The organism is Mesorhizobium sp. M1217 (assembly GCF_040318275.1).
In the GTDB taxonomy this organism is placed as follows: domain Bacteria; phylum Pseudomonadota; class Alphaproteobacteria; order Rhizobiales; family Rhizobiaceae; genus Mesorhizobium.
On sequence record NZ_JAMYMA010000009.1, the window covers coordinates 143,124 to 165,018 of the forward strand.

21 protein-coding genes and 1 pseudogene are annotated in these 21,895 nt (G+C 62.4%); 9 read left to right on the forward strand and 13 right to left on the reverse strand.

Going from position 1 to position 21,895, the window contains the following annotated elements:
• Positions 1-11 precede the first annotated feature (11 nt).
• Together NKH37_RS17315 and NKH37_RS17320 are read right to left on the reverse strand one after the other, a co-directional pair.
• A complete protein-coding gene (locus NKH37_RS17315; RefSeq protein WP_352482812.1) occupies positions 12-608 on the reverse strand; it encodes a histidine phosphatase family protein in 597 nt (198 codons plus the stop codon).
• Positions 605-1,708: an inositol-3-phosphate synthase gene (locus tag NKH37_RS17320; protein WP_352482811.1), complete on the reverse strand. Its 1,104-nt coding sequence runs from the start codon at positions 1,706-1,708 to the stop codon at positions 605-607. The genes NKH37_RS17315 and NKH37_RS17320 overlap by 4 nt, the downstream gene beginning before the upstream one ends.
• A gap of 246 nt (positions 1,709-1,954) precedes the next feature.
• Between NKH37_RS17320 and NKH37_RS17325 the strand changes: the two genes are divergently transcribed.
• A complete protein-coding gene (locus NKH37_RS17325; RefSeq protein ID WP_352482810.1) occupies positions 1,955-3,700 on the forward strand; it encodes a hypothetical protein in 1,746 nt (581 codons plus the stop codon).
• 251 nt (positions 3,701-3,951) lie between these two features.
• Here the strand turns inward: NKH37_RS17325 and NKH37_RS17330 are convergent, their stop codons facing one another.
• From NKH37_RS17330 to NKH37_RS17365, 8 genes are read right to left on the reverse strand one after another with little or no spacing between them, the layout of a single operon-like run.
• Complete coding sequence (locus NKH37_RS17330) at positions 3,952-4,998, reverse strand: UDP-glucuronic acid decarboxylase family protein (protein ID WP_352493912.1); 1,047 nt, start codon at positions 4,996-4,998, stop codon at positions 3,952-3,954.
• A gap of 23 nt (positions 4,999-5,021) precedes the next feature.
• Complete coding sequence (locus NKH37_RS17335; protein ID WP_352482807.1) at positions 5,022-6,131, reverse strand: CgeB family protein; 1,110 nt, start codon at positions 6,129-6,131, stop codon at positions 5,022-5,024.
• Complete coding sequence (locus NKH37_RS17340; protein ID WP_352482806.1) at positions 6,128-7,222, reverse strand: CgeB family protein; 1,095 nt, start codon at positions 7,220-7,222, stop codon at positions 6,128-6,130. Before NKH37_RS17340 ends, NKH37_RS17335 begins: the two co-directional genes overlap by 4 nt.
• Positions 7,219-8,349 carry a CgeB family protein gene (locus NKH37_RS17345; protein ID WP_353005006.1) on the reverse strand — a complete coding sequence of 377 codons (1,131 nt, stop codon included), beginning with the start codon at positions 8,347-8,349 and terminating at the stop codon, positions 7,219-7,221. Before NKH37_RS17345 ends, NKH37_RS17340 begins: the two co-directional genes overlap by 4 nt.
• A gap of 2 nt (positions 8,350-8,351) precedes the next feature.
• Positions 8,352-9,452 carry a glycosyltransferase family 4 protein gene (locus NKH37_RS17350; RefSeq protein ID WP_352482804.1) on the reverse strand — a complete coding sequence of 367 codons (1,101 nt, stop codon included), beginning with the start codon at positions 9,450-9,452 and terminating at the stop codon, positions 8,352-8,354.
• Entirely contained in the window at positions 9,437-10,729 is a 1,293-nt protein-coding gene (locus NKH37_RS17355; protein ID WP_352482803.1) for a TIGR04295 family B12-binding domain-containing radical SAM protein, read from the reverse strand. Before NKH37_RS17355 ends, NKH37_RS17350 begins: the two co-directional genes overlap by 16 nt.
• Positions 10,726-11,805 (reverse strand): NAD-dependent epimerase/dehydratase family protein, encoded by a 1,080-nt coding sequence (locus NKH37_RS17360; RefSeq protein WP_352482802.1) that lies wholly within the window; start codon positions 11,803-11,805, stop codon positions 10,726-10,728. The genes NKH37_RS17355 and NKH37_RS17360 overlap by 4 nt, the downstream gene beginning before the upstream one ends.
• Entirely contained in the window at positions 11,802-12,908 is a 1,107-nt protein-coding gene (locus NKH37_RS17365; protein WP_352493913.1) for an NAD-dependent epimerase/dehydratase family protein, read from the reverse strand. Before NKH37_RS17365 ends, NKH37_RS17360 begins: the two co-directional genes overlap by 4 nt.
• A 238-nt stretch (positions 12,909-13,146) precedes the next feature.
• Between NKH37_RS17365 and NKH37_RS17370 the strand changes: the two genes are divergently transcribed.
• Positions 13,147-13,419, forward strand: coding sequence for a hypothetical protein (locus tag NKH37_RS17370; RefSeq protein WP_023716631.1), 273 nt, complete (start codon positions 13,147-13,149; stop codon positions 13,417-13,419).
• 29 nt (positions 13,420-13,448) lie between these two features.
• Here the strand turns inward: NKH37_RS17370 and NKH37_RS17375 are convergent, their stop codons facing one another.
• Together NKH37_RS17375 and NKH37_RS17380 are read right to left on the reverse strand one after the other, a co-directional pair.
• Positions 13,449-14,045: a response regulator gene (locus NKH37_RS17375; protein ID WP_352493914.1), complete on the reverse strand. Its 597-nt coding sequence runs from the start codon at positions 14,043-14,045 to the stop codon at positions 13,449-13,451.
• Between the two features lies 1 nt (position 14,046).
• Positions 14,047-14,244: a hypothetical protein gene (locus NKH37_RS17380; protein WP_352493915.1), complete on the reverse strand. Its 198-nt coding sequence runs from the start codon at positions 14,242-14,244 to the stop codon at positions 14,047-14,049.
• A 148-nt stretch (positions 14,245-14,392) separates the two neighbouring features.
• Between NKH37_RS17380 and NKH37_RS17385 the strand changes: the two genes are divergently transcribed.
• Positions 14,393-17,497, forward strand: a complete 3,105-nt coding sequence (locus NKH37_RS17385; RefSeq protein WP_352856154.1) for a CheR family methyltransferase — start codon at positions 14,393-14,395, stop codon at positions 17,495-17,497.
• The gene (locus NKH37_RS17390) at positions 17,494-17,853 is read left to right on the forward strand and encodes a response regulator (RefSeq protein ID WP_352493917.1); all 360 of its coding nucleotides are present in this window, start codon (positions 17,494-17,496) and stop codon (positions 17,851-17,853) included. The genes NKH37_RS17385 and NKH37_RS17390 overlap by 4 nt, the downstream gene beginning before the upstream one ends.
• Before the next feature lie 60 nt (positions 17,854-17,913).
• Here the strand turns inward: NKH37_RS17390 and NKH37_RS17395 are convergent.
• Positions 17,914-20,213, reverse strand: a pseudogene (locus tag NKH37_RS17395) (FdhF/YdeP family oxidoreductase).
• Between the two features lie 109 nt (positions 20,214-20,322).
• Here NKH37_RS17395 and NKH37_RS17400 point away from each other — a divergent pair.
• From NKH37_RS17400 to NKH37_RS17420, 5 genes are all read left to right on the forward strand, one after another.
• The gene (locus tag NKH37_RS17400) at positions 20,323-20,577 is read left to right on the forward strand and encodes a hypothetical protein (RefSeq protein WP_353005004.1); all 255 of its coding nucleotides are present in this window, start codon (positions 20,323-20,325) and stop codon (positions 20,575-20,577) included.
• Positions 20,578-20,604: 27 nt separating this feature from the next.
• A complete protein-coding gene (locus NKH37_RS17405) occupies positions 20,605-21,042 on the forward strand; it encodes a GFA family protein (protein ID WP_352482796.1) in 438 nt (145 codons plus the stop codon).
• A gap of 148 nt (positions 21,043-21,190) precedes the next feature.
• On the forward strand, positions 21,191-21,349 hold the full coding sequence (locus tag NKH37_RS17410; RefSeq protein ID WP_023716639.1) for a hypothetical protein: 159 nt from the start codon (positions 21,191-21,193) through the stop codon (positions 21,347-21,349).
• A gap of 138 nt (positions 21,350-21,487) precedes the next feature.
• Positions 21,488-21,667 carry a hypothetical protein gene (locus NKH37_RS17415; RefSeq protein ID WP_031193315.1) on the forward strand — a complete coding sequence of 60 codons (180 nt, stop codon included), beginning with the start codon at positions 21,488-21,490 and terminating at the stop codon, positions 21,665-21,667.
• Between the two features lie 3 nt (positions 21,668-21,670).
• Complete coding sequence (locus NKH37_RS17420) at positions 21,671-21,889, forward strand: hypothetical protein (RefSeq protein WP_352482793.1); 219 nt, start codon at positions 21,671-21,673, stop codon at positions 21,887-21,889.
• Positions 21,890-21,895 lie beyond the last annotated feature (6 nt).

Here is a 21,895-nt window from a genome sequence, read left to right on the forward strand (position 1 = left end):
GCAATTCCTCGTCAGGCAGCTTCGTTGAGTCTGACCAGCTTCGACCCCCAGTCTCCCCAAACAACTGTGGTGATCGATGCTGGGTCGATATCGAAACGAAAGCAGTTCCCCAGCGACAGGCCGAGCACTTTGCACACGGCGGCCTTGATGACGTCGGCATGGCTGACCAGTGCAACGCACTGGTTCTGGTATGTTCCGCGGACCTGCTCGATCAGCGAGACGACACGTTGCTGCACGTCCAGCATGGTCTCGCCGCTCGGTGTTCTCGCCTGCTGGCGCTGGTCGTTCCACACCCGCCAGTCGGCATCCTGGTTCAGTTCCTCGAAGGTCTTTCCCGACCAGGTGCCGAAGTCGATCTCATCGAGTTCCTCGCGGATCACGATTTCACCGGCATTGCAGGCGAGTGCAATCGGATTGGCCGTCTCCTGCGTGCGTTCGCGCGGGCTACAAAAGATTGCCGCTATCGCCTCGCGTGCCATACGGTCAGCCAGATGCGAGGCCTGTGCCCTGCCGGCTTCGCCGAGGCAAACGCCCGCCATCCGTCCGGCAAGATAACAGCCGACATTGTCATGCGCGGCGTGGCGGACCAGAAAGAACGTCGTCGTCATTCCGCGGCATCGAGCATCGGCTCGTCCTTACCGGCGATGAAAGAGAGCGTGCGCTGGCGGGCTTCCGCGTCGGTGAACTGCTCGGGCGGCGATTTCATGAAATAGCTGCAGGGACCGGTCAGCGCGCCTGCGATGCCGCGGTCGAGCGCCAGCTTGGCGCAACGCACCGCATCGATCACGACCCCGGCCGAGTTGGGCGAATCCCACACTTCCAGCTTGAGCTCGGCATTCAGCGGCACACCGCCGAAGGTCGTGCCTTCGACCCGGATATAGGCCCACTTGCGATCGGTCAGCCAAGGCACATGGTCGCTCGGCCCGACATGAATGTTGCCGGGCGCCAAGGGAACGTCGATCTGGCTGGTGACGGATTGCGTCTTTGAGATCTTCTTCGATTCCAGCCGCTCGCGCTCCAGCATGTTGAGGAAATCGGTGTTGCCGCCGAAATTGAGCTGGTAGGTGCGATCGATACGCACGCCGCGCTCACGAAACAGGTTGGCAAGCAGACGATGTACGATCGTCGCACCGACCTGGCTCTTGATGTCGTCGCCGATCAGCGGCAGGCCGTGTTGCTCGAAGCGGCGGCGCCACTCCGGCCGCGAGGCGATGAAGACTGGTATGCAGTTGACGAAGGCGCAGCCCGCATCGAGCGCGCACTCGGCATAAAAGCGCGTTGCCTCCTCCGAGCCGACTGGCAGATAGGACACCAGGATTTCGGCGCCGCTGTCGGCGAGGATCTTGCCGACATTGGCGACCGGCTCGTCGGCCTCCTCGATCTCGTCGCGCAGATATTTGCCGATGCCGTCCAGCGTCGGTCCGCGTTCGACGCGAGCGCCGGTAGGCGCCACATTGGCAAAGCGGAAAGTATTGTTCGGCGCGCTGTAGATCGCGTCTGCCACATCGCGTCCGACCTTGCCCTTGGCGACGTCGAATGCGCAGACCACTTCAATGTCCTTGACATGGTAGCCGCCAAGATCGGCGTGCATCAGCCCGGGTATGGGCTCATTGCTCCTTGCGTCGCGGTAATAGGTAATGCCCTGAACAAGGGAGGAAGCGCAGTTGCCGACGCCGACTATACCGATTCGAACTTTCTTCGATCCCACGAAACCGCTGCCTATGCTGTTGAAGGTAAGTTCTTCGTGCCAAACCGCCTTCCTCCCGGATTGTTCCTTGCCGGCTGCAAAAATCGTGCAACCGATAGTGGATCAAAGTAGCGCCCGCCGAGTTGTGCAGCGAGGGGTGAGGCCAACCAGGACGGGACAATGATCGTCTATGGCGACCACAAGCAAATGCAGAGCGCGCAACTTGTTCGCGGCTCAGCGTGCAAAGCGGCCGAGCACATTGCGGACATGCCAAGTGGGATCGAGCGCCACGCAGCCCTGGTCGGCCTGTTCATCAGGGCCTCGGAACTGGTCCAGGGCCTTGCCGATGCTGAATTCGAGGCCAACGGCACGGACCGGAATTCCCCACAGCGGATCGCGGGCGCAAATCTCCTGGTCGGCTTGGCCCGGCACGTGGGTAGATCGTGGGAGGCCGGGTTCACGATCGATGGCCCGGTCGAGGCAGACGTGCCGCGAATGTTGGCCGAACTCGAATGCGATGGCGACATCCTGACCGGCTCGGCTGAGGGCTACGCCCATTACGCGCTTTATCCGGAGAGCTATTTCGTCGCCGCGCGGCAGTCGGGTCTCGATGCGAACACATGCGTAATCGGCATCCGCAGCATCGGCCTGGGGCTTGCAGCGATGGTGGCTGCAGCCATCGGCGCACCAGCACCCGTCAGCGTCCGTCCGACCGGCCACCCGTTTCGCAGGCGGCTTGCCGCCGATCCGGAGCTGATCGGTAGCTGGATGACGAAACCGTCGGCCCGCTTTGCCATCGTCGACGAAGGCCCGGGCCTGTCCGGCAGTTCGTTCCACGCCGTGGTCGCATGGCTGCAAGGGCTAGGCATCGATGCCGGGCGCATCCATCTGTTCCCAAGCCATTTGGGTGGCCCGGGTCCCGAGGCTTCGGCGGACAGTCGCGAGGCATGGACGGTTTGCCAAAAACAAACCGTGGATTTCGAACGCACTTTCCCAGCTGGATCCGCTGTCCCGACGCTGCGGGACTGGGTAGCCCGGACGATCGGCAGCACAGCGGTCAGCCTGACCGAAATATCCGGCGGAGAGTGGCGTCGCTTTCGAGACAGGACGGAGGATCATTGGCCACCCGTTCACCGCGGCTTCGAGCGGCGAAAGTTCCTCGCTTCTGCGGGCCGGGAAAAATGGTCGGTCAAGTTCGTTGGCCTCGGCGAAATCGGAATGCACAAGGCCGAGACCGCCAGGACGCTGCACGATGCAGGCTTTGGTCCGGAAGTCGCCGGGCTGTGCCATGGCTTTCTCGTCGAACGCTGGATCGACGGTACAACGCTGGGCCGGGCAAGGCTTTCGAAAGAAAGAGTGGTCGCTCATCTCGCGCGCTATCTGGCCTGGCGCGCAGCCAATCTGCCCGCCTCTGAGCCGGGCGCCTCGCTGGAGGCGCTTGCCGACATGGCCGTGCGGAATACAAGTGAGGCGCTGGGCGAAAGCCGCGCGGCGGAACTGCAGAACTGGTTTTCGACACAGGCTCCACCCAAGAATATGCAGCGGGTCGAGATCGACGGGCGGCTTCATCCGTGGGAGTTCATCCTTTCGCGCGGCGGAACGCTGATCAAGACGGACGCCCTCGACCATTGCCGGTCGCACGATCTGGTCGGCTGTCAGGACATCGCCTGGGACATTGCCGGCGCCCGCGTCGAATATAGCCTCTCGGACGCGGCGACTGCGGCGCTTTGCAAGGCTGTGGAAGCGAGAGCTTCCCGTCCCGTCGATGCCAATCTGGTCCACTACTACGAGCCCTGCTATCTCGCCTTCCAGCTTGGCTTGTGGAGCATGGCTTTACGATCTGGCGATGATCGGGAACAGATCCGGCTGGCGGCCGCGGCAAGACGTTATACGGCGATGTTGCTTCGGTTCCTGGATACCCAAGGGCACCTGCGGCCCTTCGAGCAGGATCAGTCCAGCCGGCGAAGCATATCCGCTTCCTTTTCGAGGATGGCGGCTACCTCTTCCCGCTGAAGATGCGTCAGCATCAGGCTCACGCAACATTCCAGATAGGTGATGGAGGCGCGCCGCAGGAAGGCAGCCGTCTCTCTTGCGGCCATTTGCTCAATGTCTTTGGCGGATCGCTTCGGATGCACAAATCGTCTCCGTGCCGGTACCCTGGCCGAACCGGAAGCTGGACGGGTTGTTCCCGCGACGAGAAAAAGTGACCGACGATCGGCGCGAAACGACCGTGATCTCCGAGGGGAACGTGGCAAATACTGCCGTCAGGCCGGCAGATTTTGCAGCCGGCCTGATGCAGAATGCACGCTGGTGGCAATTCGCCGTGTTCTGTCGACCGTCTGCGTCGTCTCAAGCTCGGTAAAATAGCTGACTGTATGCATCAAACCTTGCCTGAGCGGCACTTTTGGCGACCAGCCGAGAAGCTTCTTTGCACGGGAAATGTCGGGTTGCCGACGACGAGGATCGTCTTGCGGCAGCGGCAGGAATTTCAAGGCCGATCCGGTTCTGGTCATGCGCCTCACCAGGCCCGCCAATTGCAGGATGGTGAACTCCCCCGGATTGCCCAGATTGACGGGCTGGCGCGGGCTGGGATTGACCTCCATCAACCGGATCAAGCCGTCGACCAGATCGGAAACGTAGCAGAACGACCTGGTCTGCAGCCCGTCGCCGAATATCGTCAGCGGCCGTCTCTCGAGTGCCTGCACGATCAAATTGGAAACAATCCGTCCGTCCGCAGGGTCCATCCTGGGACCATAGGTGTTGAAGATGCGCGCGACACGGATATCGGCTTTTCCCATTCTCAAATAATCGAAGCACAATGTTTCGGCGGTGCGCTTGCCTTCGTCATAGCAGGCGCGGGGGCCGATGCAGTTCACGTGGCCGACATAGTCCTCCTTTTGCGGATGCTGTTCTGGATCGCCATACACTTCGCTGGTGGACGCCTGCAGGAAACGGGCGCCGTTGCGGGCGGCGAGCTCCAGCAGATTGAGCGTCCCGATGACGCAAGTCCGCGTCGTGTGGACCGGGTCGGCCTGATAGCGTGGTGGCGAGGCCGCGCACGCCATGTTGAAAATGCGGTCCACAGGTTCGCCAAGCTCCAAGGGCCGGCAGATGTCTTGCTTGATCAGCCGAAAATCCGGACGATCGGCGATCGATGCAATGTTCTCCATGCGGCCGGTAAGGAAATTGTCGACGCAGATCACGCGCCAGCCGGCCTGGAGCAATGTCTCGCAAAGATGCGAACCGAGGAAGCCTGCGCCGCCGGCGACAAGCACGGTCCTGGTCCGTTCCGCCTTCCTTGATAGCTGCATCTCTATTTTCTCCCGTCTGCGGGTCATGCTGCACTCTCGACATCCAGATCGAGAGCAGAACGTGGCGATTTGGCCCGCGCCAGCAGCGAAACGAATTCGCGGGCTCTCGCGGTGCTTGTGTGGGCTGCCAGGACGAGCGCGCGCGCGTGCCTGGCCATGGCAAGCCGGGCACCGTCGGATTCCCCAGACAGGATGCCGATCACGTCCTCGGTCCTGCGCGCCGTGTGGATTGTCCGCTCCGGAAACAGGCTGTCCAATCCGGTCCAGCAGTCGCTGATGATCGCGGTGCCGCAGGCGGCTGCCTCGAAGAGGCGCACGCTGGGCGACCATCCGGCCGCGATCATGGAACTGCGCGTGACGTTCAACGTGTAGCGTTGGCGGCTATAGAAGACTGCGTGATCTGCCGGTGGCAGGTGTTCGATGCGATCGACATTGTCCGGCCAGGCAATTTCGCGCGGATATTGCGAGCCGGCCACGACGAAGCGGCGCTCCGGCATGCGACGCGCCGGTTCGAACAGCAGCGCCTCCAGCGTCGCCTGGCGGTCGGGGCTGTAGGTGCCGAGATAGCCGAGATCCCAGCGGATTGGATCACCGGTTCCGTGATGCCGTTCCGGGTCGACGGAACAGTAGAGCGGCTCGGCCCGCCTCGCGCCGAATTCCGCCGTCAGACGGGCAAGCGTCGGTCCGCCGGTGAACGAGAAATAGACGTCGAAATACGGGACCTGCCGCCTGGCAATGTACTCGCAATCATCGGTTGAAAGTTTCGCCAGCGTAACCGGCGTGTCGATATCATAGAAGCAGAACTGACCCGTGCACAGGGACGCCACGATGTCGATGATTTCAGGGCCTTCCGGAACGAAGGAGCCGACGACCACGATATCGGCCTCGCGCAGGCAGCGCGCAAAATTGCGGCGAAGATCATCGGTCGTTTCATAGTAGCGCAAGGCGCAGAAATCGGGATCGCGCAGATCCCGGTGACTTGCGTACCACGGCACGTCGCGTTCGAGAAAGGTGACGCGGTGGCCGAGCTCGTGGAGACCTCTAAGCAGCCCCCGAAAAGTCGTGGCGTGGCCGTTTCCCCACGATGAGGAGAGCGACAGGCCAAGAAAGACGATGTCGAGTGGCTTCGTCATTCGGCGGCCTCCACGGTCGGGCGCTCGAAATGGCGCCTGAAAATGGCATCGGCCAAAACGGCCCGTGTCGTATAGGTATGTTCGCCAAGCACCCGCCGAAGCGCAGATGCCCCGATCGCCTTGGCTCGTTCGGCGGTAAGGCTTTGCATCATCTCGGCGACATCCCTGCCGTCGCGCGCGACCAGGATTTCCTCGCCAGGTTTCAGGAACAGGTCCACACCGAGCCAGGCGTCGGTGATGAGGCATGCGCCGGCGCCCGCGGCCTCGAAAACCCGCGTCGCAGGCGAAAAACCGTTGGCCGCCATGCTGTCGCGGCTGATGTTCAGCACCGCCTTGGCCGTGACGTTCAGTGCATTGTGGTCACGCGTGCCGACATGGCCGAGCCACCGGACATTGGCGGGCATCTGCTTGTCGCCCCAGCCCGATCCGCCGAGCAGGAAGCGCTGATCGGCCAGGCGGCTGGCCGGGTCGAGGAAGAAGGCCTCGACGCGCGCCTCGCGGTCCGGCAGCCGGTTACCGAGAAAGGCGAGATCGCAGGCAAAGCGCATATCCTTGCCGACAGGATGATGCGTTTCCGGATCGAGCGCATTGTAGATCGGCACACATTCGGCGGCCCCCATGGCCCGATAGGCCCAGACCACGGGATCGCCGCCGCCATAGGTCAGCACCAGGTCGATTTCCTGCAGCGCGCGATGCAGCGGGTGGTCGGGCTCGTCGCGTAACTGGCCAAGTGTCGCCGGCGCATCGACATCCCAGAACACGGTCAGCGCATCGGCACGGGCGTGATCGAGCACCGCCCGCAGCAGCGCGTCGTCGGCGAAACCGACGCCACTCGCCTTGACGACGATGTCCGCGTCGGCCGCCCGCGCCGCCACCTGCATGAGCGCATTCGGGGTGGCCTCGTAGACGACGACGGCACACCAGTCCGGCGCCTCGATGTCGCGGTTCTTCTGGCGATCGTAGACGTCCGGCTCATAGAAGATGATGTCGTAGCCGAGCCTGGCCAGAGCCTTGAGCAGTCCGCGGTAATAAGTCGCCGCGCCATTCCAATAGGACGACAGCAGGCTCGACCCGTAAAATGCGATCTTCATTCGGCGGCCTCCTTTGCAAGGATCGTATCGGCGGCTTGGCGGTGCCCGCATTCGGCGAGCACGCCGAACAATTCATCCGCCCGATGCCGGCACGTGTGCCGTGAGCGAATAGTCTCGAGGCCCGATGTCGCCAGAGAAGCGGCGAGATCCGCGTCACGCAGCACGGCGCGAAGATAATGCCGCATCTCGAAGCCGGTGTTTGCAAACAGGAAATCGGTGCCCGGCCTGAACAGACGTTCGACATCGGACCACGGCGCCGAAACGAGTGGGATGCCGCAGGCGAGCGCCTCGAACATGCGGATGGTCGGGATGCCGGGCAGGCTTTCGCGATATGGACGCCGCGGGATGTGAACCGTGATGCGGTTCGCCGCGAATGCCTTCGGCACGTCGGCATTGGCGATCCAGCCTTCGTAGCGCAGGCCGGCGGTGGCGAGGTCGGCGAGCGCCTCGCGTGGATAGCGGACGCCGTGGACAGTGCCGCTCAGGCCAAGTTCATGCACCGGGTCGACCAGGAACTCCCTGATTTCGGTGCTGCGCTCGTCGTCGCCCCAATTGCCGATCCAGATCAGGTCGGCGCTACGCTCGATTTCAGGATGCGGCTGGAACAGGTGGTCATCGGCTGCCTCGTGCCAGGTGAAGACCCGCTTGCCCCATCCGGCGCGAAGATAGCTTTCCCGCAGCGCTTCGCCGAAGGCGAGCACGCCATCGTAATGTTCAAGCTGCAAGGCGGAAATCGCTTGCGTGGCCGAGATGGCGCGATGGTGCGTGTCGTGAAACAGCAGCGTGAAACGGCCGCCAATTGCTTTCGCCCTGCCCAGCCGCGCGACAAGGTCCGGCGCGGTCCACTCGTGCACGATCACCACATCGGCATCGGAGATCCAGGCTTCGTGGTCGAAGGCGGCGTCATAGGTGACCGTCATCAACTCCGGAAAATCTTTCCGGAATCGCTCGATCGCGAAGGACCCTTTCTCGGCCAGCAGGTTCGACCGGCTCCAGCCGTCGGCGGGCTCCAGCGCAATCGCCTGGTGCCCACGCGCGACCAACTCGCGCATGATGCCGCGCAGGAAATGTGCGTTGCCGTGGTTCCAGTCGGAAACGATCGAATGGGTGTAGAATAAAAACCGCATAATCAACTATCCGCCATGGTGGCCAGGGCCGCCTTGTCGTAGACGCCGCGCATGGCGGTCGCCTGTCTTGCCAATGAAAATCTGCGGCTTCGGCGGGCGGCTGCCTCACCGAGTTCTCGCCGGCGCTGCGTGTCGCTGCAAAGACCATTGATGCATCTGGCGAGATCGCCCGGATCGCGCGCGTCGTAGAACATGGCCGCCCCGTCCCACAATTCGCGGTAGGTCGAGATATCGGCAAGCACCAAAGGCGTCGCCGACATTGCGGCTTCCAGCGTGGCCAGGCCGAACGGTTCGTAGAGCGACGGCGATACGAAAATGCCGGCCCGCGCCATCAGCGAGCGCACTTCCTCGTGTGGTACCGGCCCGACGGGAACGGCGTGGCTGAAGCCAACATGCTGGCCGTCCGGCCCTTGCAGCGAACCGGCGACGAAGACCGGCCATTGCGTTAGGGAGGCGGCCTGGTCAAGCACCGCCGCGTTCTTTCCTTCATCCCACCAGCGCGCGGCGGCGAAAACCACCGATTCCCGCCTTTCGCCCTTCGCGCCCGGCCGTGCGCCGTTGCCGACGACGCTCAGCCGCGCGATCGGCCCGTAGCAGGTTTCGAGCATGTCGGCATGGCTGCGGCTCGGTGCAACGACCATGCCTGCTTTGTCGAAACCGCGCCGGTTACGGTCCTTTTGCCAGGCCCACTCGCCGTCCGCCGCCTGTCCCTTGACGGCGTGGAACCATGTCACGACGCAGGAATGCGATACCGCAACGATGGGGCAGGGCACGTCGAGCGCCGCCGCCTGCGTCGGCGCATTGAGATGGACGACGTCGACAGCGTAGTCACGTATGAGTGGGCGCAGCTCCTGCTGCAATGTGTCGAGAACGTGCTCGCTGCGGGTCATCCAGTCCGGCGGCGTGTTGAGCCATGTCAGCGCCGCGAAAGACTGGGCCTCCTCGGCCTGCTGCCTGGACGGTTCCGGACCAAGCCCGGCAAGCACGACGCTGTCGCCGCCGGCGACCAGTTGCCCGGCCAGATCGAGCGTATAGCGCCAGACGCCACCGACGGCATCGACGGTCATCAGTATGCGACGCGGCGGGCTCAGTGTCCGCAACATGTGGCCTCCAATTCGGCCAGCGGACGCGGCCGCTTCTCCTGGATGTCGCTGAACGTTCGGAAGGATGCGAGGTAATGTTCATGCGCGCGCTCCCAGGCGAGGTCGTCGGGCTCGCCCCAAAGTTCGCGGTAGCTCGGCGAACTCGGATAAGGATAGAGCGGCACCGGTTCGTTGGCCCAAACGCCGTTGTCGATCAGGTGCTTTCGCCAATAATCGACGAGCGCGGGATCGTCCTCGACCACGCCGATCAGATTGGCCTGCACGAACGGCACGTGGCGCCTTGCGTCGACCAGCAGCGCGGCCAGCTCCTCGGTGCCCAGCCGGCAGCGTTTTGCCAGCATGGCGCGGCCTTCCACAGTCAGGCTTTCGAGGCCCGCCTCGATCGAGACGCAGCCGGCGGCACCGAGCAGCTTCAGCAATTCCGGCTTCCAGAGGTCGATACGGGTCTGCACGCCGAACTTCACATCGCGATCGACCAGCGCCTCCAGCAATGCCTTTTGCGGCAGGAAGATCTCGTCGATGAAGTAGATGTAGCCGACACCCTGTGCGATCAGCCGGTCGATCTCGGCGATCACTGCTTCGTGGTTCCGGCGGCGATAGGCATCGCGGAAATCGATCTTGGCGCAGAAACTGCAATTATACGGGCAGCCGCGCGACGCCTCGACCTCCGCGCCAAAACCGACCTGGTTGTCGTCGAAGCGGTGATGGTGGTGCGAATGCGCGGCAATCCAGTCCGATGGCCATTCGAGCGGCGGGTGATCGATGAACGAGCTCGCATGCACGCCGCCGTTCGAGACCAGTTCTCCATCCTCGAAATGGGCGGTGGACGGCACCGCGGTCCAGTCGTCGCGCCGGGCAAGTTCCGCGACCACTTCCTCGCATTCGCCGCGCACGACAATGTTGACGCCAAGCTTGCGCAAAGTCGGCGTCGGCGTCGCCGAGCCATGCGGCCCGACGGCGACGGTGCGACCGCCGCGCCCGGCAAGATGATTGAGGAAATCGGCCGGCACGCGCAACTCGGGCGGTGCGCAGCGCCAGAACAGGTAGGTCGGCGCGGTGCTGACGACGGTTATGTCAGGCTCGAATGCGGCGGCGCGATCGGCGAGCGCGGCGTTGTCGAGCTTCTGGATCTGCCCGTCCAGCATCAGCACCTCGTGGCCGGCAGCTTCGAGCAGCGCTTTCGAATAGCCGAGTTCGAGCGGCAGATGCGGCTGGCGGCAGCCGAAATAGATGCTGTCCTGGTAGGTCCAGGACGGATTGACCAGGGCGACCTTCATGCCACGTACCTCGCCGGTTCGGGATGCGGGTCGAGGCGATGACGCTGCAGCCAGTCGGCGAGGTCGCGGATGCCGTTTTGCCACGAGACATGCGCTTTCCACCCCAGCGCCGCCTCGATCGCGCGCGTGTCGGCGACGAAGAACGGTTGGTCACCGGTGCGTTCGCGGTCATAACGAATCGGAACGTCCCGTTTCGTTATGTCGCGGATCTCCTTCAGCAGCATGCGCAGGCTGACAGCGTTTTCCGGTCCGCCGCCGAGATTGAATGCCTGGCCCTTGACCGCCTCGATCCGGTCCAGCACAGCGCGATAAGCCGCGACCGCGTCGGCAACATGCAGGATGTCGCGCACCTGCTTGCCATCGCCATAGATGGTGATCGGCCGGTCGGAGAACGCGCTAAGCAGGAAATGGGCGACCCAGCCCTGATCCTCCGTCCCGAATTGGCGCGGTCCATAAATGCAGCTCATGCGCAGCACCGCGGTCGGCAGATCGTATGACTTGGCGTAGTCGAGGACATACTGGTCCGCCGCGCCCTTGGAGCAGCCATAGGGCGTGCAGAAATCGAGGCCGCGCGTCTCGTCGACGCCGTGCACACGGATGCCCGCATCGCAAGGCGCGTAGTTGCCGTCCTCTTCGCGCATGGCGAGGTCGGCGAGGCGGCCATAGACCTTGTTGGTGCTGGCGAAAACGACGGGGATGCGCTTGCCGCTGCAGCGAGCGGCTTCCAGGACGTTGAACGTGCCGCGCAGGTTGATGTCGAAATCCTCGTCCGGCCGAACCAGGCTCGTGGTGACGGCGGTCTGCGCGGCAAGGTGGAAAACTGCCTTCGAACCTGCGACCAGCGGCGTGAGCGCCTTTGCGTCGCGGATATCGGCGATTTCGACGGCGAGGCGGTTGCCGTGCTTTTGCGTCAGCCATTCGAGGTTCTGCTCGACGCCGGGACGGCTCAGATTGTCGATGACCAGCACCGGCTCGCCGTCCGACAACAGGCTGTCGGCGAGGTTCGAGCCGATAAAGCCGCTGCCGCCGATAATGGCGATGGGCGCTTCGCGAAAATTGCGTGAATCCGGTCTCATGACACCAGCCCTCGCACTTCGAGTTCCCGCTTCATCTCGGCGCTGCGATCGATGGCGACCGTGTTACGCACCCATGCGACGAAATCGCCGAGCGAATGCTCCAGCCGGTACTGCGGCTGGAAGCCGAGCAGTTCGCGCGCCTTCGAGATATCGGCAAAGCAGTTGCGGATATCACCGGAGCGTGCCTTGCCGAGGATTTCCGGCTGGCGGCCGGGCACGCCCATCGCCTCGGCAAGCAGCCGGGCGACCTCGCTGACCGCGTAGGCGCGCCCGCTGCCGATGTTGATGACGTGGCCGCACGCCTTGGGCTGTTCCAGCGCCAGCCGGAAGGCGAGGGCAATATCGCGTACATGAACGAAATCGCGCTGCTGTTCGCCGTCTTCGAAAATCAGCGGCCGCTGGCCATTGGCGATGCGGGAGGCGAAGTTCGCCAACACGCCGGTATATGGGTTCGAGAGCGCTTGTCCTGCGCCGAAGACATTGAACAGGCGCAGCGCCACCGCGTCGACGCCATAGGCTTCGCCGAAGATCAGCACGGCACGTTCCTGGGCATATTTTGTCAGCGCGTAGATCGAGGCGAGGTCGACCGGTTTTTGCTCGTCGGTGGGCAACGGCGACAGGACTTCACCTTCCGGCGACAGGGGATTCCATTGGCCGCTGCGGATGTCGTCCGGCTGCCGTTTTGCATTGTCGATGCGCCGGCCGTCCGGCGTGGCATAGAGACCCTCGCCATAGACACTCATCGATGACGCAACGACGATCCGTTCGATCGGGCGTTTGATCAGCGCCTCCAGCAACGTGGCAGTGCCGAGGTCGTTGGCGCCGACATAACGGGCGATCTCGTACATGGACTGGCCGACGCCCACTTCAGCCGCCAGGTGAATGATCGAGTCGACATCTTCGACGGCTTCGGCGATGGCGTCGCGATCGCGAACGTCGCCTTTGATCAGCTTGGCACCTGGCGGCAGGCTGATTGCCTCGCCGCCATGCACCTGATCCAGCAGCGCATCGAGAATTGAAACCCCATAGCCATGTTCAACGAGTTCCTGGGCGACGTGGCGGCCGATGAAACCGCAGCCTCCCGTGACCAGTATACGTTTCACGACAGCTCCTCATACGAATGGCTTTGCCGCCCCAAACTTCCGGGCGAAAGGTTTGTTCCCTTGCTTCAACAAAGTTCAGGAGGCTCGCCGGGGTAGGTTTCAACCAGGCGTGGGAACATCGAAGGCTGCTTGGTGTTAGGAGCCATGTTCGACCAACCGCGCGCACATGCCGGGCAGCGATGCATCTTCTGGTTGTGCAACGCGGGGGATCTCGCGGTGGAATCGAAGGGAGATTGCGATGTCTGAATCGAAGACGACCACCGATCACGACGAAATCCGCCGCTGGGCCGAGGACCGCGACGGGCGGCCGGCGGTGGTGCGCACCAAGGGCGAGGGCGGCATATTGCGCATCGACTTCGGCGAGCCTGAAGAGACGTTTGAGCCCGTTGAATGGGACGAGTTCTTCAGGATCTTCGATGAGAACGAACTGGCCTTCCTCTACCAGGATGAGACCAGCGGCGGAAAGACCAGCCGCTTCAACAAATTCGTCGAGCGCAGCCGGAAAAGCTAACATCGTCTAGTTGCCGGCGGCGGCCGTGGTTAGTGCAGCAGGTTTGCTCCACGTGCCTTGACGATGTTTCGCATGATGCCGTTGAGCCAATCCTCTGTCGAGGAACCAGATCGTCTGTTGTCGATTTCGCCGATGGCCTGCTCGAGCGTTCGCTCGACCAGCCGGTCGGAAGCATCCATGTCTCCCAGCAGCAGACGTGCCGCGAGCCGGAGCTTAGGCAGAAGCGAAAATACGTCGTCTGAGGGCTCGGACGCTCGGCCTCCTTTCGATGCCGACGTCTCGGCCGGAAAAAGAGCGTCGAAAACAGCCTGGCCGTCCGAGGACTTTCTGAGACTGCTGGCATATCGAAGGCGCTCAGGAATAACGATGTCTTCATCGCCGCTGAAAAACACGAACGGCACGCCACGGCGCATCAGTTCGTCCGCTATCGGGAATACCCGTCTTCCGTTGAGATTGACGTCCAGGATCGCAGCTTCCGCCTCCTCCGTGTGTTTCGACGCCTGTTCGACCGTCGCCACGGGGCCAAGTACGACGGCGCCCATCTTGCTGAAATAACGTGCAAGATCGCCCGCCAGCATCCATTCGTCCTCGACGATCAGGATATGCAAGCCTTGCAGGTCGCGCACCTCATTGATCCTTCTTCCTGCGGGTTTTACGGCTGTCGGCGCAGACTTGTTCAAAGTGACGGGCCAGAACCTCTTGCAACCGTTCCGCGAGCGCGAGCAGGCGAGGCGGAATGTTCTCAGACACCGGGAACTTGGTCAGGTCCGGCGAGGGCAACAGGATGCGCTTGGCCGGCTTTATTTCAGGTGGTCGTTTTGCCATTGGAACCGCCTCCAAAGTCAAATGTTAATGCCCACCGACGGTGCTTTGTTCCGTTGGTAGACTATTCGCTGGCCGGAGGCTCGGCGCGGTCTTAGTCTAAGGCCCGATTTGGCGGCTTTGTGTTCGCGGCGGTTGTCAGGGGCGTGGCGTGGCATCCCAGAATGGAAGATTTCCCATTGTCGGTGTCGGCGCATCGGCCGGCGGCATTCCCGCGATGGAGGGCCTGTTCAAAGGACTGACCGGCGGCACCGGCATGGCGTTCGTCGTCGTCACCCATCTCAGCCCGGAGCGGGAAAGCCTGCTGCACGAGGTCATCCGACGTTATACCGAAATGCCGGTCGTCGTGGCCGAGGAGGGCGCAGCGGTCCAACCCGACCAGGTCTATGTGATGCCGCAAAACGTCGTCCTCACCATCCGCAAGGGCGCGCTTTCGCTGCGCAGGCCGAACACGCTCAACCGCGAGCGCAAGCCGATCGACATCTTCTTCAGCGCATTGGCCGAGGACCAGGGCGAGTATGCCGTCGGCATTATCTTGTCGGGTGGTGATTCGGACGGCACGCTCGGCGCCAGGGCAATCAAGGAGCATGGCGGGCTGACCATTGCCCAGGCGTCCAACGGTTCCGCCCCACGCAATCCGGACATGCCGCAGAGCGCGATTTCGAGCGGCCTGATCGACATAGCGGCGCCCGCCGAGCAGATCGGTGCAAAGCTTCAGGCGTTTGCCCGCGGCTTCGATGTGCTGCACGGACTGACCGAGGCGGACGACGAACACAAGGCCGGGATGGATCGGGCCCGCGATGAAATCTACGCCATTTTGCGCAGCCATTCCGGTCACGACTTTTCCGGCTACAAGACCAAGACGTTCCTGCGTCGCGTAAAGCGGCGCATGCAGATCACGCAGCTGCAGTCGATCACCACCTACATAGAACGGCTGAAGAGGGATCCCGACGAGGTGGCGAAGCTGTTTCGCGACCTGCTCATCAACGTCACCAGCTTTTTCCGCGACGCCGAAGCGTTCAAATTGCTGGAGGACAAGATCCTACCGCAGATTTTCGAAGGCAAGAACGCCTCCGATGCGGTGCGTGTCTGGGTACCCGGCTGCGCCACCGGCGAGGAAGTGTTCTCGATCGGCATGCTGATGCGCGAACGTATGGAGAAGCTTTCCGCGCCGCCGCGCGTCCAGATATTCGCGACCGACATCGACGAGCCGGCGCTCGCGGTGGCGCGTGCGGCGCGTTATCCCGAAGCGCTGCTGCACGGGCTTTCGCCACAACGTAGGCAACGCTTTTTCAACAGCGACGGCGCGAGCTACGTGCTTGGCAACGAGGTGCGCGAACTGTGCATCTTTTCGCCGCACAGCATTATCCGCGATCCTCCCTTCTCGCGCATGGATATGATTTCCTGCCGCAACCTGCTGATCTATTTCGGCCCGCAGATCCAGAACCGGGTGATTCCAATCTTCCATTACGCGCTGAGGCCGGGCGGCTATCTGTTCCTCGGCACCTCGGAAAGCGTCGGTCAGCACGGCGACCTTTTTGCCACGGTCGACAAGAAGCATCGGATTTTCCAGGCGCGGGAACATTCCACGCCGCGGCCGCTGGTTCTGATCGGCAATGGCCCCACGGGTGCCCTTCCGGTCGGACGCGGCGGCTCGACGAAGGATGCCGCCAGCCATTCACTACGCCAGGCGATCGAGGCTCAGGTGCTGGAGCGGTTCGCCCCGCCTCACGTTCTGGTCAATGGCGATGGCGACATCGTCTACTATTCGGCGAGGACGGGCAAATATCTGGAAGCACCGCAAGGCGCCCCGAGCCGGCAGTTGCTGACACTGGCCCGCCGCGGGCTGAGACTTGAGCTGCGCGCCGCGTTGCGGGAGGCAGCCACGACGCGCCGCACGGTCGTTCGGGAGAACATAGCGGTCGAAGAAGACGACGGACAGCTTCAGTTCATTACACTGATGGTCGAGCCGTACACGGAACGCGGCAATGGCGAGCCCCTCTACCTCGTCCTGTTCAATCCGGTGGGACAGGCCCAGATCCGCTCCGATCCGGCACGCGAAAGCCGCGGCGCCGAAGATACGACCGATCTCGAACGGGAGTTGCGCGACACGCGCGAGCGGCTGCAGTCGACCATCGAGGAATACGAGACCGCGCTGGAGGAAGTAAAGTCTTCGAACGAGGAACTCGTCTCCGTCAATGAAGAGGCGCAGTCGACCAATGAGGAGCTTGAGGCCTCGAAGGAGGAGATGCAGTCGCTCAACGAAGAGCTCAACACCATCAACGCAGAGCTGACTGGCAAGATAGAGGAACTCGACCGCGCCAACAGCGATCTCAGAAACCTGTTCGAAAGCACGGAAATCGCCACCATCTTCCTCGACCGCAATCTTGTGGTGCGGACCTTCACTCCCGCCGCGTCGTCGTTCTTCAACTTGCGTCCGTCCGATGTCGGCCGACCGCTGACCGATCTTTCGAGCCAGCTCGACTACCCCGAGTTGAAGCGGCACATCCAGGCGGTGTTCGAGACGGGAGAGACCCTGAACCATCACCTTGCGCGCGACGACAAGGGCCGGTTCTACTTGGTTCGCATCAACCCTTACCGGGACAAAGGCGGCAGCATCCAGGGCGTGGTCGTGACCCTGATCGACGTGACGACGCTGGCGCAGGCTGAAGAGCGTCAGCAGGTGCTCATCTCGGAGCTGAACCATCGTGTCAAGAACATGCTGGCGGTCGTCGCCAGCATCACCAACCGGACGCGTGAAAACTCGGCCTCGAAAGACGAGTTCGCCGAAGCCTTGATCGGCCGGCTGCAGGCGATGTCACGAGCCTACAGTCTGCTCTCGCGAGAAAGCTGGACGGAAGCCTCCGTCGAGGAACTGCTGCGCCATGAACTCGATCCCTTTGGGGCCGAACGGTTCGAGCTCGATGGCAAGCGGGTAAGCCTCAAGCCTGTGCAAGGGCTCTCCTTCGGCATGGCAATTCATGAGCTGGCGACGAATGCCGCCAAATATGGCGCACTGTCGAAACCTGCCGGGCGGATAGTTGTCAAATGGTCGGTGGCGGATGGCACCTTCAAGCTCGTCTGGCGCGAGAAGGGCGGCCCCCGCATCAAGGAGCCAACCGACAGCGGCTTCGGCCTTACCCTTCTGCGTGGAGAAATCGGTTACAGGCTGGGCGGAAAAGTTGAAACAAGTTTCCGCTCAAATGGTTTGGAGGTGGAAATTGCATTCCCTCTGACCCGCGAGGGCTCGTCGTGACCGGAAAGGTGCGTGTGCTGATCGTCGAGGATGAATGGCTGATCGCCGACGACGCGGCGGCTTACCTGCGCAAGGCCGGCCATCAGGTGGTTGGGCCGGTTTCGTCGGTGACGGCGGCCCTCCGGCTCGTTGGCGAAGGCGGGATCGACGCGGCGCTATTGGATATCCAGTTGAACGATGAAACCAGTTATCCGGTCGCGGAGGCATTGCGGGGGCGAGGCGTGCCGTTCGCTTTCCTCTCCGGGTATGGCGAACGCGAGATTCCGGCCGGGTTCCGCGCTTGCAGGATCGTGCAGAAGCCGGCGAGCCAGAGTGCGATCCTGAATGCCGTGGACGAACTCGCGCGAGCCGGCTGAGGTCATGATTTGAACCAAGCCACATCCGCATAGTGCGTGCCTGCCGCGAACAACGAACGCCTAGGCAACAATCCGCACCGGTACCGATTTGGCGGCCGGGACATGAGCCTTCTCGGCTCTGTGCCAGAGAGGAATCAGCGGGTTGAGCTCGGGATAATAACCGGCGCAATTTCCCTCCGGCACTGAGAAAGGCGTGATGCGCAGCCCGCGCACGCGGCGCTCCACGCCATCCTGCGCATTGGCTTCGAGATCGACCTCCTGTCCCGCGCTCAAGCCGAGGCGCTGGATATCCTTCTCGTTCATCAACAGCACCATGCGTGTGCCGCTGATGCCGCGCAGCCGGTCGTTGTAGCCGTAGACGGTCGTGTTGAACTGATCGTTGGAGCGGACCGTGATCAGTGTCAGCACATCGCGGCCGACGACATCGATGTCAGGATCGGTTTCAAGGCCAGTTGGCAGCTTGAAATTGGCCTTCTTGTTCGGCGTCTCCCACACCCGCTTGCTCGCCTTGATGTCGCGATGGAAGCCGCCGGGCGTCAGGAAGCGCTTGTTGAAGTCGCGGAAATGCTGGGGTAGCAGCGCTCGATCTCGTCACGGATGCGGGAATAGTCGCCAACCCATTCATCCCAAGGGCTCGAACTCCTGCCCGGCACCGTCGCCTTGGCAAGTTCGGCGACGATCCTGGGCTCGGAAAGCAGATGCGGCGAAGCCGGAGGTCGCGATCCGAACGAACCATGGATACAGGCAGTGGAATCCTCTATCGACACCCTTTGATCGCCACTCGCCTGATGATCTCTTTCCAGCCGTGACAGGCAAGGCAGCAGATAGGTTGTCCGGCCGGCGATGAGGTGGCTGCGGTTGAGCTTGGTCGCGATCTCGACATGCAGGTCGAGCCCACGCCAGGCTTTCTCGACCAGGCCGGTTTCCGGCACGGCCCGCACGAAATTGCCGCCGAGCCCGACGAAGCCCTTGACCGATCCGTCGATGACGCCTTCGCAGGTCTCGACCGTATCGAGACCTTTCTCACGCTTCGGTTCAAAGGCGTAGAATTCGGCGAACTTGTCGAGCGGGACGAGCTCGGGTTTTTCCGATATGCCGACGGTGCGCTGTCCCTGGACATTGGAATGGCCGCGCAGCGGCGAAATACCGGCGCCGGGTTTTCCGATATTGCCGCGCATCATCAAAAGGTTGCACAGCATCTGGACGTTCTCGGTGCCGTGCCGATGCTGGGTCAGGCCCATGCCGTAATTGCCGATCACCGCGTTGGCATGGCTGTAGACCTCGGCGACATGCTCCAGATCGGCCTGCGCAATGCCCGATCGGGCGACGATATCGCTCCACTGGGTGTTGCGCAGGAAGGCTTCGAACTCGGCGAAGCCATGCGTGTGCTCGGCGATGAAAGCCGTATCGAGGGCACGCGTCCTGCCGCTTTCGCGGGCGGCATCGTCGAGCGCCAGCAACGCTTTGGCGATACCCGTTATCGTGGCGATGTCGCCGCCCGAACGGACCTGGAAGAAGTCGCTGGACATTTTGGTGCCCGGTCCGGGCGATAGCATGTCGATGGGGTTTTGCGGATTCTTGAAGCGCTTCAGTCCCCGCTCGGGCAAGGGATTGAAAGTGAAGACGGGCACGTTGCGTTGACGTGCCTCTTGCAGCGGATGCAACAGGCGCGGCGCCGTCACCCCGGTGTTGTGCCCGAAGAAGAACATCATGTCGCATTTCGCAAAGTCTTCGAGCTGCACGGTCCCGACCGGCGAGCCGATCGATTCCGGCAAGCCGACCGAGGTCGATTCATGACACATGTTGGACGAATCGGGCAGGTTCGAAGACCCGTAGATCCGCGCAAAAAGCTGATACATGAACGAGGCCTCGAGCGAGGCGCGGCCGGACGTGTAAAATACCACCGATTTGGGATCGAGCCGTCGCAATTCGGCAGCTATGTCGCGGAATGCATCGTCCCAGGAAACCGGTTCGTAACGGTCGACGGCGGCATTGTAGCGCATGGGCTCCGTAAGCCTGCCCTGTTTCTCCAGATCGTCGTCCGGCCAATCGAGCAATTCCGCCACCGAATGCTCGGCGAAGAAAGCGGGTTCGCAGCGCAGCTTGGTCTGGTCCCACATCGTCGCCTTGGCGCCGTTTTCACAGAATTCGAAAGGCCTCGGCTGGGCTGGCTTCGCCCATGAGCAAGACACGCACATATAGCCGTCGGCCTTGTTCTGCTTGAGCAGCGTGCTCCATATCCCGGACAATAGCAGGCCTTCGCCACGCGCCTTGCGGACCAGGGATTTGAGCGATCCCCAGCCGCCTGTCGGGTGGTCGTATTTCTTGGTTTCAATGCGATCGGTTACCGCGGGTTTCATGCAAGCCACTCCCTGTAGAAGAGCACTCATACGAACCCGCCGTGAGGCTGAATGTTCCCGGCCGGCTCCGTCCCGTCACGCAGTCCGTCTAACCGGAACCATTTCCGCCATGGTTTGTTCGGCTCAAAGAAAGGAGCCGTGCGAAATGGAGCGACGTAACGCGTTAATTGCGATGGTGATTTCGGCCATCATCATCGTCGGCTTCCTCATAGGCTTTTTGTACAGCGATATGGGCTGGCAGACTTCGCCGCTCAAAAGAGCCGCTGAACAGAACCAGGGTGGCAATGCTCCGGCCGATACCTCGCCTGCCGCCGGCATCAAGAAGAACCCCAAGGAAAATACCGAAATGCCGGGCCAGCAGTGAAGGCGAGTCCAGCCATGAAGTTAGCCAATGCCACGAACTGAAACGGGTTCCTGTTTTTGCGGCGCCATAACGGCGCAAATGCGCGGCGAGCCGTTCTGGGTTTGCTCCGATCACGACGACGACTGTCGCAAGGCGATAGGAAGCCCGCTAACGGTGTGGGTCGGTTATCGGCCTTCTGAATTCACCTTGCTCACCGGCATACCGAAGACCTTTTCGAAAACCCCCGGTGTGCTCCGGTCCTTCTGCGCGGATTGCGGAACATCGATCGGCTATGTCGACCAGGGCCTGCCCGACGAACTCTATCTGGCGATCGGCTTTCTCGATCACCCCGAACGGTTTCCGCCACAGGCCCACGCATACTGGGACATGAGGTTACCCTGGGTCGACTTTCCAGACGAGCTGCCGCGGGTGGGGATGTATTCGAGGCGGCGAGATCCGGCCTTCGGAAATCCGGCGGAACGCTAGCTTTCGATCCCCTTGCTGGTTGGAAAACGCGCCATTCGGGCTTCGTACGAAAACAACAATTGGCGCGCGGCTGAAAACGCGCGATCATGTGTCAATGGGCCGCCGTTTGGATGACAAGCTCGATTGCAAGGCGTGCGGGACGATCCTGATGGAGATTCCCGACAACCCGAAGGATTCGACGCCGATCTATTGCAGCAATTGCGGCGCCTATCTCGGCGAATGGGGCGATCTGCAGGAGGACTTCTTCAGGCAGGCGTTCGGTGCCCAGGCCTTCGATCTGAACAACGGAAACATCATCAAGAAATAATCCTGGATTGTGCGGGCGCCCCGCCGGCCCCAAGCCACGGCCTGTGGACCCGGCTCGTTGCGGCAATCGCCGTTCGTATCGGACCCTCGGGAACCTTTCTCCCGAGCCGCTTGTTTGGGTGGCGGAAGGAGAAACGCCATGAGCACGAAACCTCCCCCTGTGCCGCCGAAGAATCTGAGCCCAAAGGGCGCCGGTGACAAAAAATCGGTAGCAGCCGACCAGGCACCGCAATCCACCGTCCCCGATCCCGACAAGCAGGGTCAGCAAGGCAATACGAAGGTCAACACCACTCATCAAGGCAACGTCCAGGATCGCTAGGGCATGTCCACGTCGAAGAAAACTCCTGCCAGCATCCGCCAGGGCGGTCCCGGCGCCGCGCACGAAAACGCCAAGAAGCCGCTGAGCGTCGAAAAGCCGCCGGCCGATTCAGACCTGCGCAGCCACAGCAAGGTCTCCGGCGGCGGCGGCGAACGCGACAGCCACCATACCCATGACCCCGAAAAGAAAGGCGACACTCGGCCGGCGCATCAGGACAAGTGAAGTCGG